The following is a 14,081-nucleotide window of genomic DNA, read 5'->3' as shown; positions in this document are numbered from 1 at the left end:
TTTCTCGTACATAAGTTTTAAGCATAATTATATGGTAAGCGCTATTATTTAAACGGATTGCGTCATTATAATTAATGCATTAAAATTATATTAAGACAACCGTAAAAAATTAATTTATGAAACAACTAATATTATGCTTAACAGTGCTTTGCCTCATATCTTGTGGAACCACTAAAACTGTTAGACAATCTAAAAAAGTAATAAAAGGCGATTGGGTAATAGACAATATTACTTACAGTGAATCAGGAACTTACAATGTGCAACTCCTAGATGATGCCTCGAAACAATGTTTTGAAGGCAGTACATGGAGTTTTATTCCAAACAATAATACAGGTATGTACACTATTAATGGTTTGGATTGCTCAACTGGAGTAAGAAACTTTGTTTTTACCATTCAAGAGATTGATGAATCCACAGGTTTATATGATTTTCTTCTAAAACCAACCAATGCAAAAAACAAATCGGAGACTAACGTTGGGTTTAGATTAAGATTATCTGCTTTATCAGATGCGCAAATGCAGTGGCAACAAACAGTAAATGTAAATGGAAAGCCGTTTACGATTAATATGAATTTTTCAAAACTTTAAAATAATATGAAAACACTTATAAAAAACATAGGAGTTATAGCTTTTACATTGGTTTTAACACTAAGCTTAACTAATTGTAAAGCAGTAAAAAATGCAAATAACAAACAAAAAGGAGGCGTAATAGGTGCAACTGGTGGAGCTGTCCTTGGTGCTATTATTGGAAACAATATTGGTAAAGGAGGAAATGGAGAACTTGGTGCTGTAATTGGTGGAGTTGTTGGAGGAACAGCTGGCGTGCTTATTGGTAACAAAATGGATAAGCAAGCACAAAAAATCGAAGAAGAAATTCCAGGAGCCAAAGTAGAACGTATAGACGAGAGTATTGTAGTCACTTTCGATGAGAATAGTGGAGTATATTTTGATACTGCAAAATATAATATAAATGCAGCCTCTCAAGAAACTTTAAATAAGCTTACAGCAATTTTCTTAGAGTATCCTGATACTAATATTTTAGTAGTTGGTCATACAGATAGTGTAGGCTCAGACGAGTCTAATATGACGTTGTCTAAAAATAGAGCGTATGCTGTAACTAATTATTTAATAGGAAAAGGATTAAATAGTGGGCGTTTTACAACCAATTGGTTTGGAGAATCTCAACCTACAAACGATAACAGCACTGCAGAAGGTAGAGCAAAAAACAGACGTGTAAATGTTGCTATTCTTCCAAATGAAAAAATGATTGAAGATGCTCAAAAACAATCTAACGGAAATTAAATATTACATTTATCTATGACATTAAATACATTTAAATATCACTAAAAAAAAGAACATGAAATCATTTATATTAAAAATTTTTATAGTCGCTATTCTTTTTACAAGTTGTAACGAGAATAAAAAAGAAACTATTGTAAAACAAGACAATAAAACAGAAGTGAAAACTACTAAAACCGAAACAACGCTAGAAGATACTAGATGGAAGCTAGTGACGTTTATGGGTAAAGATGTAAGCAATAAAGGTGCATTTATAACATTCTCGTCAAAAAACAATACAGTGTATGGAAATGCCAGTTGTAATACTTTTAATGGCACTTATGAGCTAAAGGAAGGATTAAGATTGTCATTATCTAAAATGGCGGCAACTTTAAAAGCATGTCCAGATATGTCAATAGAAACTCCATTTTTAGAAATTTTAGAAAACGTAGATAATTATTCGTTAAGCGAAAACACAATGACACTTAATAAAGCTAAAATGGCACCTTATGCTATTTTTGAAGCTGTTAGATAAGAGAAAATTAAAAATTTTAAAGCCTCGTAGTGTAATACTACGAGGCTTTTTGTTGTTTTTTAGATAAAATGGTCTAATTTTTGTTTTTTTGTATGTGTATAATTTACTTATATTAAATTTGTTTTACTTCTATAAATTTACAATTTATATTAAATATGAAAAAAAAATTACTTCTATTAATTTGCCTTATTAGCCTCATAACACATGCACAAGAAAAATGGTTAGTAAGTGATATTAAATATGAAACTGAAACTTTTAAACCTAAAAATATTATTCCTGTTGTTAATGAAGACACTAATAATATAGCTTTATTTTTCGCTAATAGGAAAGTAATATTTGGTAAACTTTATGATAATGAAAAAAGACTAATTGGTACTATTAACAACATAAATATTCCTAAAAAAGGAAAAGAAATTATAGGTGCCATTTACAACAACTCTGTTTATACGCTCTTTTTTAGTAATACCAATAAAACACGTTTTAGCTCAGTTTCTATGGTGTTTGATACTCAAAATTTTGATACCAAAGAGTATTTTAGTACAATACCAAACAAAGAAAAAGTTATGGAGTTTTTAGTCGCCAAAAACAAGCTTCATATCCTAACTATAAATAAAAAAGAGAGCATTTTAAAGAATTATACGCTCACAGAAAAAGGGCACATCGATACTTTTGAATACAATTTAGAAAACGAAAAAATAATTAATTTTAGAGATCAAAACATTTCATTATATAACTTGTTTGGCAATATATATCCAGATATAGAACTTATAAACAATAATGTGCCTAATAGTTTAGAACAAACTAATGCTTTAACCAAATTATATCTAAATGAGAATACAGTTACTATAACAAATAATAATGTAAATAAGTACACATATATTTTTACATTAGATTTAAATAAAAACGACTATCAGTTTCAAAGCATTATAAATACTGGATATAATAAAGATCATTTAGGAGCCAATAGTAATTCTTACGTTTTTAAAAACAAACTACTAACTATTTATTCCACATTAGATAACCTAAGCTTTAGTGCTTACAAAACAGAAGACCTAGAACTCATTAAAAGCTATAGTATTGAGAGAGATCATCCAATCGATTTTAAAAACACACCTATAATACAAGAAGGAGGAGAATTAGATAATTACAGAGAATTAGAAAAGACTTCAAAATTTTTAAGAAAAATAACCCAATCAAAAATTGGTGTTACAGGTTTTACTAAAAACAACAAATTAATTATAACTCTAGGAGCTAGCAAAGAAGTTTATCGTGGTAATTTTGCTCTTGGAAACTTCGGCTTTATTGGAGGTGTAGTTTCTGGGTTATTAACAAGTACTTTTTACGAATATTCGCAAACAAAATCTACTCGTATAAGTTGTGTATTCGATAATGATTTAAATCATATCAATGGAGAAGTGCCTTTTAACGATTTTGATAAAATTCAAGAATTTAAATCTACAAACAGTAATTTTGCTGTTAGTAATTTAGAAACTTTATTTAAATTCAACTCAAGTTATCTTTTAGGTAATTATAACAAAAAAAATGGTTTTTATACATTGTATAAATTCGATTAGCATACACAGCTTTTAATGATAACTTCACTAAAATTCATAACCTCCAAAACCAAACTCCCAGAACACTCAGTTAAAAACACTGTGGAGTTATTAAACCAAGACGCAACTATTCCCTTTATTTCTAGATATAGAAAAGAAGCTACTGGAAATTTAGACGAAGTGCAAATTGGAGACATCGTTAAGTACAAAGAAGAATTTGAAGCATTAGAAAAACGAAAAACTGCCATTTTAAAAGCTTTAAAAGAACAAGACGTTTTAACTGAAGCGTTAAAAACGAAAGTTAAAGAGTGTACAGATTTAACAGCACTAGAAGATCTATACTTACCTTACAAAAAAAGCCGAAAAACTAAAGCTGAAACTGCTCGTAAAAATGGCTTAGAACCTCTAGCAAAAATTATAATGAGCCAAAATGCAAGTGATCTAGACTCTATTGCATACAAATATATTAAAGGCACTATTAAAACTACAGATGAGGCTTTAGAAGGTGCCAGACATATTATCGCAGAGTGGATTAACGAGCGCACAGATATTCGTAACAATTTACGTCATCAATTAGAGCGTTACGCAATGATTGCCACAAAAGTGGTAAAAACAAAAAAAGACGACGAAAAGGCTCAAAAATTCAGAGATTATTTTGATTGGGAAGAAGCGCTAAATCGCATTCCATCGCACAGATTATTAGCCATTTTAAGAGCTGAAAAAGAAGGCTTTATAAGAGTAAAAATCGAAATCGACCAAGTAAAAGCACTCGAACATATAGATCGAAAAATTATAAAATGCAACAACGCTTGTGCAGATCAAATAGAATTAGCAATTAGTGATGCTTACAAACGCTTACTATTTCCTTCGTTGAGTAACGAGGCATTACAAAAAGCAAAAGAAAAAGCAGATGAAGCTGCAATTACTGTATTTGCAAAAAATTTAAAACAATTACTATTAGGTTCTCCTTTAGGCGAAAAACGCGTGCTAGCCATAGATCCAGGATTTAGAACAGGCTGTAAAGTAGTGTGTTTAGATGCACAAGGTACTTTATTACATAACGAAACTATTTATCCACATCCTCCAAAAAGCGACACTATTGGAGCCATTAAAAAATTGGCTTCATTAAGCGAAGCGTATAAAATTGAAGCTATTGCGATTGGTAACGGAACAGCATCCAGAGAAACTGAAACCATAGTTAAAAAAGTACAGTTTAAAAACGAGATGCAAGTGTTTGTGGTTAGCGAAGCTGGCGCAAGTATTTATTCTGCCTCCAAAATTGCAAGAGACGAATTCCCAAATTACGATGTAACCGTTAGAGGTTCAGTGTCTATAGGCAGACGTTTACAAGACCCTTTGGCAGAACTTGTAAAAATTGATGCCAAATCCATTGGTGTTGGCCAATACCAGCACGATGTGGACCAAAACAGACTCCAAAAACAACTCGATATTGTTGTAGAAAACTGTGTAAATAGTGTTGGTGTAAATATAAATACTGCAAGTACGTCTCTACTGAGTTATGTCTCTGGAATAGGACCAAAACTCGCCGAAAATATTTATAATTACAGAAATGAAAAAGGCGTGTTTACAAGCAGAAACGACATTAAAAAAGTACCACGTTTAGGCGACAAAGCGTTTGAGCAAGGTGCTGCTTTTTTAAGAATTAAAGACGCTAAAAACCCATTGGACGATTCTGCTGTACATCCTGAAAGTTATAAGGTTGTTGAAAAAATGGCTAAAGATGAAGGTATTTCAATTTCAGAATTAATAGGAAACAAAAGCATACTTCAACACATAAATTTAAATCAGTATTCAACTGAAGCAATTGGTTTACTTACGCTTCAAGATATTATTAAAGAACTAGAAAAACCAGGCTTAGACATTAGAGAAGAGGCTAAAGTATTTACGTTTAATCAAAATATTAAAACTATTAACGATTTACGCGACGGACAATTATTACCAGGTATCGTTAATAATATTACCAATTTTGGTTGCTTTGTAGATGTTGGTATAAAGGAAAGTGGTTTAATCCATGTCTCTAATCTTTCAGATGCATTTGTAAAAGATGTTAATGAGCATGTGCACTTACACCAACAAGTTATTGTTAAAGTATTGAGTGTAGATATTCCACGCAAACGTATTCAATTAAAGCTCCATAAATAGATGCTAAACATCGCTTATCATCCTATTTATTGCCATCCTTTGCCAGAAGGTCATCGGTTTCCAATGTTAAAATACGAGTTGCTTCCAGAGCAATTAATACACGAAGGTACGTGTACAGCAGCTAATTTTTTTGAGCCAGAGCGCATGATTAATGAAGCACCAATTTTAGCAGTACACGAGCCAGACTATTTTTACGATTTATTAAACATTACCTTAAACCAACGCGCTGCTCGTAAAATAGGATTCCCTTTAAGTGAAGTGTTAATAGAACGCGAAATCACTATAGCAGATGGCACAATTAAAGCCAGTGAATTTGCTTTAAAACACGGAATTGCAATGAATATTGCTGGAGGCACACACCATGCGTACACCAATCGAGGCGAAGCCTTTTGTATGTTAAACGACCAAGCCATTGGAGCACGATATCTCCAAAACCAAAGATTAGCAAAGCGAATTTTAATTGTAGATTTAGATGTGCACCAAGGTAATGGCACTGCCGAAATTTTTAAAAATGACACGTCAGTATTTACATTCTCAATGCATGGTAAACACAATTATCCCTTTAAAAAAGAAGACAGTGATTTAGATATTGCACTAGAAAATGATTGTGATGATACAACGTATTTAAACATTTTAAAAGAAACTCTACCAAAACTAATAGACAACCACAAGCCAGATTTTATTTATTATTTATGTGGAGTCGATGTTATTGCAACAGATAAATTAGGGAAGTTAGGATTAAGTATTGCTGGCTGTAAAGCACGCGATACGTATGTTTTGCAAACCTGCAAAGATCAAAACATTCCTGTAATGTGTAGTATGGGAGGAGGATATTCGCCAGAGATTAAAACCATAGTTGAGGCACATGCCAATACGTTTAGAGTAGCACAAGATCTCTTTTTTACCTAAAATTTTATAGCATCGCTACTGCTTCAGTTGTTGTTCCCATTTCCAAGCACTTAAAAGCGCTTCTTCTAAAGTATATTTTGCAGTCCAACCTAACTCGTTATTAGCTTTTGTAGTATCTGCATACGCAGAAATTACATCGCCTTCGCGACGATCTACTATTTTATAATTTAGTTTTTTATTGGTTACGTTTTCAAAAGCATGAATCACTTCTAAGACTGAAGAACCTGTTCCAGTACCAATATTAAACACTTCAAAATTACTTGTCGTTTTCGCATTTAAAAGTCTTTGTAATGCCACGACGTGTGCTTTTGCCAAATCCACAACATGAATATAATCTCTAATACACGTACCATCTGGAGTAGGATAATCGTTACCAAAAACCGATAATTGTGCTCTTTTACCAAGTGCTGTTTGCGTAATAAAAGGCACTAAATTTTGTGGTACACCAATAGGTAGTTCGCCAATTTTTGCAGAGTCGTGCGCTCCAATAGGATTAAAATAACGCAATGCTATGGCTTTTATATTGGAAACTTTACAAACATCTTGTATGATCTCCTCTCCTATTTGTTTAGTGTTTCCGTAAGGAGAAGCTGCTGGTTGTATTGGTGCAGATTCTGAAATTGGCATACGTTCTGCTTCGCCATAAACTGTACAAGACGAACTAAAAATAAGTTGTGCTTGATTTTTTTGTTGTAATTGTTGAAGTAGATAAATCAATGCCGAAACATTATTTTCGTAATACATTAAGGGTTGCTCTACACTTTCGCCAACGGCTTTAAATGCTGCAAAATGAATCACTCCTGTTATGGTATGATGACGCTCAAAAAACGATTTAACTGAAGCTTTTTCTCTTAAATCTAAATTTTCGAAAATTGGTTTTTTTCCAGTTATGGCAGTAATTCCCTCTAAAACGGCTTCGCTAGAATTTAAAAGATTGTCAATTATTACAACGTTAAAGCCTTCTTTTTGAAGCTCAACAACAACATGCGAGCCAATAAAGCCTAAACCTCCTGTTACAAGTATCTTCATAGTTACAAACCGTTAAACGGAATCCTTTTAAGTTTAGTCAAAAGTAACAAAATTCATGTTACTTCTTTTTAAAAATTAAAACACTTACTCATTTTAGGCAAGTTGACTTAGTACCACTTATAGTTGCTGAAATGTTTTTCTGGTTTCACTACCATAAATACCATCTACAGTAATATTGTGTTTGGTTTGGAATGCTTTAAGTGCTAGTTCTGTTTTAGGTCCAAAAACAGCATCTGCATTGCCAGTTAAGTGGTTTAGTTCAATTAAAATTATTTGTAAAAGCTTTACGTTTTCGCTGCTATCGCCTTGTCGTAAATAGCCTGTTGGAATCGCTAAAAGGTCTTCTAACTTATCGGTTAAGCTTCTAAATTGTAATATTCTGGTTAACGGATAGGTTTGGATGTTTACGGCATCGTTTTGATTACCACCAATACAATAAATGGATTTTCCGCTTTTGGTATAGCCTATAAAAAAACCTACGTGACCTTTCCAACTATTTATGCTAGATCTCCAAAAGACAACAATATCTCCTGGTTGTGGCCAATTGGTTTTATGGCCTACTTTTAGCCAACTTCTGGCATTTGCTTTGTTGGACATTGGTAAATTGGCTTGTAAGGCGACCCAGTTTGCAAAAATGCTACACCAAGGCACTTCGTCTGTTCCAAATTCCAAACCAGTACTATTTTGATATTCTAATATACGTTCGTTATGTGTTGCTCCTGTAATTTCTTTTTGGCCTAACTCTCCAAAAGCAATTTTTAATGCATCTCCTAACATAATTTATAATTTTAAGATTTATAACATGCTATTACAAGATTAGGGAAAGATTTCTGAAATTAAAGATACAAAAAAAAGCGACCTAAGTCGCTTTAATTGTGATGATTATACATTTTACTTTCCGCCCAACATCATTAATTCGCTACAAACAACTTCGGTTACATAACGTTTTTCGCCTTCTTTAGTTTCGTAACTTCTAGAGGTTAATTTGCCTTCTATTGCAACCTCTTTTCCTTTGGTAATATATTTTTCTATAATCTCAGCGGTTTTTCCCCAAGCTACAATATTGTGCCATTGTGTGTCTGTAATTTTTTCGCCTTTATTATTTTTATAGCTTTCGTTTGTTGCTATAGAAAATTTAGCTAATGTTTTTCCTGATTCTAGATTGATGATTTCTGGATCGTTTCCTAAGTTACCAATCAACTGTACTTTGTTTCTAAGTGTGCTCATAATTTTTGTTTTTCGTTAAACAGTTAATACAAATCGAGTTCTTATGTTTCGACACTGCAAAGATGGGATGACGTCCTAATTTTATTCGGTATTTACGCATTTAATAGCGTTTGTAATCATTTGTAGTCGTTTGTAAACGGAAATATTTCACTATATTTAGGCTTTTACAAGCAAATTCTTTAACTCAACTTATAAAAAAATAGTAATGAAATTTAATATAGAAACAGAAAGACTACTTTTAAGAGAAATGAGAACTAGTGATTTAGAAGGTATGTTTGAATTAGATTCTAACCCAAATGTACATACCTATTTAGGCAACAAACCTATAAAAACTAAGGACGAAGCAAAAAAAATTATCGCTAGCGTTTTACAACAATACCAAGATCGTGGTATTGGTAGATTTGCAGTAATCGAAAAAGAAACAAACCAATTTATAGGTTGGTCTGGTTTACGATTAAATACAGAGTATAACATGAATGGTTTTACTAAATATTACGATATAGGTTATAGGCTAATAGAGCGGTTTTGGGGAAAAGGTTATGCTACAGAATCTGGAAAAGCTGCATTGGATTATGCGTTTAATATTATGAAATTACCAGAAATATATGCCACTACAGAAATTGGAAACCAAGCCTCGCACAATGCACTTTTAAAAATTGGATTACATTATGTTGAAGATTTTTTCTTTGAGGAAGAGCAATTGAATTTAAGATGGTACACATTAAAAAACGAATAAATTATGCAGAAACAATGTCCGGAATGTGGTGATAAAATTATTGGCAGAATTGATAAAAAATTCTGTAGTGACGGTTGCCGAAACGCTTACAATAACAAAATAAATAAAGATTCTAAAAACCTAATAAGAAATACTAATAACAGATTACGAAAAAACTATAGGATTTTAGAAGGTTTAAATCCTGATAAAAAAACAAAAACTACACGCACTAAATTAATAGAAAAAGGTTTCGATTTTAATTATTTTACAAGTATTTATACTACAAAAGCAGGTACTATTTATTACTTTGTATATGACCAAGGTTATTTACCTTTAGATAACGATTTTTATGCTTTGGTAAAACGCGAATAATTATGAGATATGTGTATGTAATAGTTCTATGCTTCTGTTTAAGTTGCAATACAAAAACAGAACGTAATATTGATATGGATAAAGATGCTATAACAGTATCTACAATTCCGCTTGACGGAAATAAAGCAGAGTATCTTTATCATTTTGCTTTTGATTGTGTTGACCAAGAATATCCAAATAAACTGGGTCAGGTTTTAGGCGATGCCAGTTATTTAAAAACACCACAAGAATTGCATCCTGCTTTTTATGGTTGTTTTGATTGGCATAGCTCTGTACATGGTCATTGGACTTTGGTAAATGTGTTAAAAACGTTTCCGGAATTTAATGAACGTGACGCCATTTTAACCAAATTAAAAGCAACACTTACCAAAGAAAATATTTTAACAGAAGTTGCTTATTTTGATGATGATTATAATAAAACTTTTGAGCGTACTTATGGTTGGGCTTGGTTGCTAAAATTAGCAGAAAGTTTAAAAGAATGGGATACTCCAGAAGGTAAAGAGTTTGCTAAAAACCTCGAACCACTTACGCAACTCATAGAAGAGAAATGTATTGCTTTTTTTAATAAGTTAAATTACCCTATTCGTGTTGGCGAGCATCCTAATACTGCCTTTGGGATGAGTTTTGCTTTAGATTATGCTAAAAAATATAATCCAGAATTAGAAAAAACCATTATAGAGCGTGCAAAAACGTTTTATTTAAAAGATGAAAATTGTCCTTTAACTTGGGAACCTGGTGGTTTTGATTTTTTATCTCCTTGTTTACAAGAAGCGTCTTTAATGGCTAAAGTATTACCTAAAGACGACTTTATAAATTGGTTAGATGCATTTTTACCAGGCTTTAGAAATAGACCTTCAGAATTTATTAATACTGTAGAAGTGGTTGATAAATCCGATGGTAAAATGGCACATTTAGATGGATTAAATTTTAGTCGTGCTTGGTGCTTATACGAGATAGGATTGATTTTAGATAATAAAAAAATGATAGTTTTAGCTAACACACATTTTAATGCTAGTTATAACAAAATGGATTCTGGAGAATATGCTGGAGCACACTGGTTAGCCTCTTTTGCATTGTATGCTTTAAAAGCTGGTGAGAATTAATGTAATAATGCTAATTTAAAGGTCTAACAACTCTTTTTCGATGGCTGCTTTTATAATTCCAACACTATTTTTTGCACCAAACTTGCTCATTAAATTATTACTTCCAGTTTTGCTGTTTTAATTTCATTGCAGCCTTTAAAATATCTTTTTGACTTATTTGTCCTACTAATTTTCCGTTTTCTACTATAGGAAATCGTCGTCTTTTAGACTCTAAAAATTGTTTGGCAGCATCAAAAACATTTAGGTTACCATCAATAGTTTCAACATGTGTTGCCATGTGTTTTTCTATACTATTATTTTCCATTGGCATATTATAATATTGACTATCACTTAATTGTTTAATGCAATCACCTTCAGATATAATACCCACTAACTCATTATTATCGTTAACTACTGGTCCACCAGAAATTTTGTGTTTTATTAAGGTATTAACCACTTCTTCTATAGTTTGTGTTGCTTTAAAAGTTATTAAATCGCGTGTCATAAAATCGCTAACTTTAAAGTCTGCTTGACTATTTATAGTATTTTGTTGTGTCACTTTTCGTGCACCTTGAAAGCTTTTAATTCCCATAATTTTATTGTTTTTGATGTTAACTAAAGTTACTCATTTTAAAGGATTTAACCTAAAGTATTAACATAGTTATTATTTTACTACATTTATAATATCCTAATTAACCACTAAAAATGATTAAAAAAAGCCTTGCTCTTTTACTAATTGTAATTGCCATTTATTGGAGCTTTAGTGCTCTTTTACCTTCTACAATATCTGATTTAAACACTCCAAAAACTTCGTTTTCTACAGAACGTGCATTGGAGCATTTAAAGGTAATCTCTAAAAAACCACATTATGTTGGTAACCCAGAACACAAAAAAGTACGTGATTATATTATATCGCAATTAGAAGCTTTAGGGTTAACTACAGAAATCCAAGAGGGTTACTCCATTAGTAAATGGGGAAATATTACTAAACCAAAAAACATACTTGCGCGCTTAAAAGGAAGCGATTCTGGCAAAGCATTGTTATTATTAACGCATTACGACAGCAATCCACACTCTTCACTTGGAGCAAGTGATGCTGGCTCTGGAGTAGTTACAATACTAGAAGGCATACGCGCTTTTTTAGCTAAAGGCAAAACCCCTAAAAACGATATTATTATTTTAATTTCTGATGCTGAAGAATTAGGACTTAATGGAGCAGATTTATTTGTAAATCAACACGAATGGGCAAAAGATGTTGGCCTAGTGTTAAACTTTGAAGCTAGAGGAAGTGGTGGACCAAGTTATATGCTAATTGAAACAAATGGCGGAAATGCGAATTTAATGAAAGGGTTTGTTAAAGCAAATCCTCAATTTCCTGTTGCAAACTCATTAGCATATAGTATTTATAAAATGCTACCTAACGATACCGATTTAACCCGATTTAGAGAAGATGCCAATATCGATGGTTTTAATTTTGCCTTTATAGACGACCATTTTGATTATCATACAGCCTTAGATACTTATGCTAGGTTAGACAGAAACACCTTAGAGCATCAAGGATCTTATTTTATGCCGTTGCTTAATTATTTTGCTGAAGCCAACCTGCATAACCTAAAAAGTAAGGATGATTATATTTATTTTAATATGCCTGTTTTTAAAACAGTAATTTATCCTTTTGCTTGGATTTTACCTATGCTAATCTTAGCTATATTAACATTTATTACACTCCTATTATATGGTTTTAAGCATAAAAAATTAAAAACGAAAGCGATTGCAAAAGGGTTTATGGTTTTTATACTAAGTGTTACCATTTCTGGGATTTTAGCCTTTTGTTTATGGTTATTAATTAAAGAGCTTTATCCTCAATACAAAGAGCTACTGCATGGTTTTACTTATAATGGTCATGCCTATATTTTAGCTTTTGTTTTACTAACCATTAGTTGTTGTTGTTTTTTATATCATAAAGCATATACTAGCGAAAATGTTGCGAGTATAATGGTAGCTCCATTGTTTTTTTGGATTTTAATTTGTGTGCTTTTTGCTATTAAATTAAAAGGTGCTAGTTTTTTTATTATTCCAGTATTTTTTGGACTTATTGCCTTTTGGGTGTTAATGCGTCAAAAAAAACCAAACCTATTATTAATGGCTCTTCTTAGTGTTCCAACACTTTTAATCCTTTCGCCTTTTGTGAAAATGTTTCCTGTTGGGTTAGGGTTAAACATATTATTTGTGAGCGCAACAATCACAGCACTAATTTTTAGTTTATTAATACCTGTTTTCGGCTTTTTTAAACATAAAAATCGTTGGAGTTTGTTGTTTCTAATTTTTGGTGTTTTTGCATTAAGTGTTGCACATTTTAATTCCGAATTTAAACCAGACACACCAAAACCTAATAGTTTGTTTTATGTTTTGGATACTGATAATAATAATGCCTTTTATGCTACTTATGATGTGCTGTTGGACAATTGGACCAAAGCTAGTTTAAGTGATGATCCTAATGTGTTTACTAAAGCTTTAAATGTTAATTTTGCAAGTAAATACGGTTCTGGATTATCATACACTAAGCCAACGAATATAAAACCTATTGCCTTACCTAAGGTTGAAATTTCTAACGATACGGTTATTGGTGATTACAGACATTTTAATATTTGTGTGATGCCACAGCGCGATAATGTGAATAGATTTGAAGTCCTTTCCGATTCTACAAACAAATTTAAAAGCTTTAAAATTAATGGCGTAAATGCTTATAAAGCTGAAAATGATTCGCTTGTGTTTACTAAACGTTGGAAAAACAGACTGTTTAGCTATTATGTTGTAGATAATGAGCCTTTAGATTTACAAATTAGTGTGCCTAAAGGTCAAAAAACTAAACTTCAGATTTTAGAATCGTCTAATGATTTATTAGATAACCCTCTCTTTTCGATACCTAAAAGGCCTTTAAATATGATTCCAAAACCTTTTGTTTTAAACGATGCTGTAATTGTTAAAAAGACACTGGTTATAGATTAGTTGTTATAATTTTAAAAACAAAGAAGCAGCTAAAAATAGCTGCTTCTTTTTATACTTATTTTAATTTAGTGTCACGTCCTGAAATAAGTTGACACAAAATCGACTTATTATGAAAAACAAAGAAACCAAAAGAGTAAAACGTACCCAACGCGATTATAATTTAGGCTTTAAATTAGCCCTTGTATCAGAGGTGGAAAAAGGCAATTACAC

At 31.8% G+C, this 14,081-nt stretch carries 14 protein-coding genes; 10 read left to right on the top strand and 4 right to left on the bottom strand.

Annotated features, from left to right (window positions below):
• Nucleotides 1-116: 116 nt before the first annotated feature.
• From ACVC5O_RS01505 to ACVC5O_RS01480, 6 genes are all read left to right on the top strand, one after another.
• Nucleotides 117-587 (top strand): lipocalin family protein, encoded by a 471-nt coding sequence (locus tag ACVC5O_RS01505; RefSeq protein WP_452219695.1) that lies wholly within the window; start codon nt 117-119, stop codon nt 585-587.
• A gap of 6 nt (nt 588-593) precedes the next feature.
• Nucleotides 594-1,301, top strand: a complete 708-nt coding sequence (locus tag ACVC5O_RS01500; protein WP_452219694.1) for an OmpA family protein — start codon at nt 594-596, stop codon at nt 1,299-1,301.
• A 55-nt stretch (nt 1,302-1,356) separates the two neighbouring features.
• Entirely contained in the window at nt 1,357-1,812 is a 456-nt protein-coding gene (locus ACVC5O_RS01495; protein ID WP_452219693.1) for an META domain-containing protein, read from the top strand.
• 155 nt (nt 1,813-1,967) lie between these two features.
• On the top strand, nt 1,968-3,386 hold the full coding sequence (locus ACVC5O_RS01490; protein ID WP_452219692.1) for a hypothetical protein: 1,419 nt from the start codon (nt 1,968-1,970) through the stop codon (nt 3,384-3,386).
• A 15-nt stretch (nt 3,387-3,401) separates the two neighbouring features.
• Complete coding sequence (locus tag ACVC5O_RS01485) at nt 3,402-5,528, top strand: Tex family protein (RefSeq protein WP_452219691.1); 2,127 nt, start codon at nt 3,402-3,404, stop codon at nt 5,526-5,528.
• Nucleotides 5,529-6,437, top strand: a complete 909-nt coding sequence (locus ACVC5O_RS01480) for a histone deacetylase family protein (protein ID WP_452219690.1) — start codon at nt 5,529-5,531, stop codon at nt 6,435-6,437.
• A 15-nt stretch (nt 6,438-6,452) separates the two neighbouring features.
• On the opposite strand, the gene galE is transcribed toward ACVC5O_RS01480, so the two are convergent.
• The 3 genes from galE to ACVC5O_RS01465 all read right to left on the bottom strand — a co-directional run bounded on the left by galE (nt 6,453) and on the right by ACVC5O_RS01465 (nt 8,693).
• On the bottom strand, nt 6,453-7,466 hold the full coding sequence (gene galE, locus ACVC5O_RS01475) for a UDP-glucose 4-epimerase GalE (protein WP_452219689.1): 1,014 nt from the start codon (nt 7,464-7,466) through the stop codon (nt 6,453-6,455).
• A 117-nt stretch (nt 7,467-7,583) separates the two neighbouring features.
• The gene (locus tag ACVC5O_RS01470) at nt 7,584-8,243 is read right to left on the bottom strand and encodes a C40 family peptidase (protein ID WP_452219688.1); all 660 of its coding nucleotides are present in this window, start codon (nt 8,241-8,243) and stop codon (nt 7,584-7,586) included.
• Between the two features lie 114 nt (nt 8,244-8,357).
• Nucleotides 8,358-8,693 (bottom strand): single-stranded DNA-binding protein, encoded by a 336-nt coding sequence (locus ACVC5O_RS01465; RefSeq protein WP_452219687.1) that lies wholly within the window; start codon nt 8,691-8,693, stop codon nt 8,358-8,360.
• A 205-nt stretch (nt 8,694-8,898) separates the two neighbouring features.
• On the opposite strand from ACVC5O_RS01465, the gene ACVC5O_RS01460 reads away from it, so the two are divergent.
• The 3 genes from ACVC5O_RS01460 to ACVC5O_RS01450 are packed head-to-tail and all read left to right on the top strand — an operon-like array spanning nt 8,899 to nt 10,883.
• Nucleotides 8,899-9,429, top strand: coding sequence for a GNAT family N-acetyltransferase (locus ACVC5O_RS01460; RefSeq protein ID WP_452219686.1), 531 nt, complete (start codon nt 8,899-8,901; stop codon nt 9,427-9,429).
• A 3-nt stretch (nt 9,430-9,432) separates the two neighbouring features.
• Entirely contained in the window at nt 9,433-9,780 is a 348-nt protein-coding gene (locus ACVC5O_RS01455; RefSeq protein ID WP_452219685.1) for a hypothetical protein, read from the top strand.
• 2 nt (nt 9,781-9,782) lie between these two features.
• Nucleotides 9,783-10,883: a DUF2891 domain-containing protein gene (locus ACVC5O_RS01450; RefSeq protein WP_452219684.1), complete on the top strand. Its 1,101-nt coding sequence runs from the start codon at nt 9,783-9,785 to the stop codon at nt 10,881-10,883.
• Between the two features lie 97 nt (nt 10,884-10,980).
• On the opposite strand, the gene ACVC5O_RS01445 is transcribed toward ACVC5O_RS01450, so the two are convergent.
• Entirely contained in the window at nt 10,981-11,454 is a 474-nt protein-coding gene (locus ACVC5O_RS01445) for a CBS domain-containing protein (RefSeq protein ID WP_452219683.1), read from the bottom strand.
• A gap of 113 nt (nt 11,455-11,567) precedes the next feature.
• Between ACVC5O_RS01445 and ACVC5O_RS01440 the strand changes: the two genes are divergently transcribed.
• Nucleotides 11,568-13,871 carry a M28 family peptidase gene (locus ACVC5O_RS01440; protein WP_452219682.1) on the top strand — a complete coding sequence of 768 codons (2,304 nt, stop codon included), beginning with the start codon at nt 11,568-11,570 and terminating at the stop codon, nt 13,869-13,871.
• The last annotated feature ends 210 nt before the right edge of the window (nt 13,872-14,081 follow it).

The organism is Lacinutrix salivirga, from assembly GCF_053604675.1.
This window is presented reverse-complemented; position numbering and strand designations above follow the sequence as displayed.

What these genes read in the sequence shown, in the direction of transcription:
- ACVC5O_RS01505 (WP_452219695.1), top strand. Translation starts at nt 117, where the DNA reads ATGAAACAACTAATATTATGCTTAACAGTGCTTTGCCTCATATCTTGT.
- ACVC5O_RS01500 (WP_452219694.1), top strand. Translation starts at nt 594, where the DNA reads ATGAAAACACTTATAAAAAACATAGGAGTTATAGCTTTTACATTGGTT.
- ACVC5O_RS01495 (WP_452219693.1), top strand. Translation starts at nt 1,357, where the DNA reads ATGAAATCATTTATATTAAAAATTTTTATAGTCGCTATTCTTTTTACA.
- ACVC5O_RS01490 (WP_452219692.1), top strand. Translation starts at nt 1,968, where the DNA reads ATGAAAAAAAAATTACTTCTATTAATTTGCCTTATTAGCCTCATAACA.
- ACVC5O_RS01485 (WP_452219691.1), top strand. Translation starts at nt 3,402, where the DNA reads ATGATAACTTCACTAAAATTCATAACCTCCAAAACCAAACTCCCAGAA.
- ACVC5O_RS01480 (WP_452219690.1), top strand. Translation starts at nt 5,529, where the DNA reads ATGCTAAACATCGCTTATCATCCTATTTATTGCCATCCTTTGCCAGAA.
- galE (WP_452219689.1), bottom strand. Translation starts at nt 7,466, where the DNA reads ATGAAGATACTTGTAACAGGAGGTTTAGGCTTTATTGGCTCGCATGTT.
- ACVC5O_RS01470 (WP_452219688.1), bottom strand. Translation starts at nt 8,243, where the DNA reads ATGTTAGGAGATGCATTAAAAATTGCTTTTGGAGAGTTAGGCCAAAAA.
- ACVC5O_RS01465 (WP_452219687.1), bottom strand. Translation starts at nt 8,693, where the DNA reads ATGAGCACACTTAGAAACAAAGTACAGTTGATTGGTAACTTAGGAAAC.
- ACVC5O_RS01460 (WP_452219686.1), top strand. Translation starts at nt 8,899, where the DNA reads ATGAAATTTAATATAGAAACAGAAAGACTACTTTTAAGAGAAATGAGA.
- ACVC5O_RS01455 (WP_452219685.1), top strand. Translation starts at nt 9,433, where the DNA reads ATGCAGAAACAATGTCCGGAATGTGGTGATAAAATTATTGGCAGAATT.
- ACVC5O_RS01450 (WP_452219684.1), top strand. Translation starts at nt 9,783, where the DNA reads ATGAGATATGTGTATGTAATAGTTCTATGCTTCTGTTTAAGTTGCAAT.
- ACVC5O_RS01445 (WP_452219683.1), bottom strand. Translation starts at nt 11,454, where the DNA reads ATGGGAATTAAAAGCTTTCAAGGTGCACGAAAAGTGACACAACAAAAT.
- ACVC5O_RS01440 (WP_452219682.1), top strand. Translation starts at nt 11,568, where the DNA reads ATGATTAAAAAAAGCCTTGCTCTTTTACTAATTGTAATTGCCATTTAT.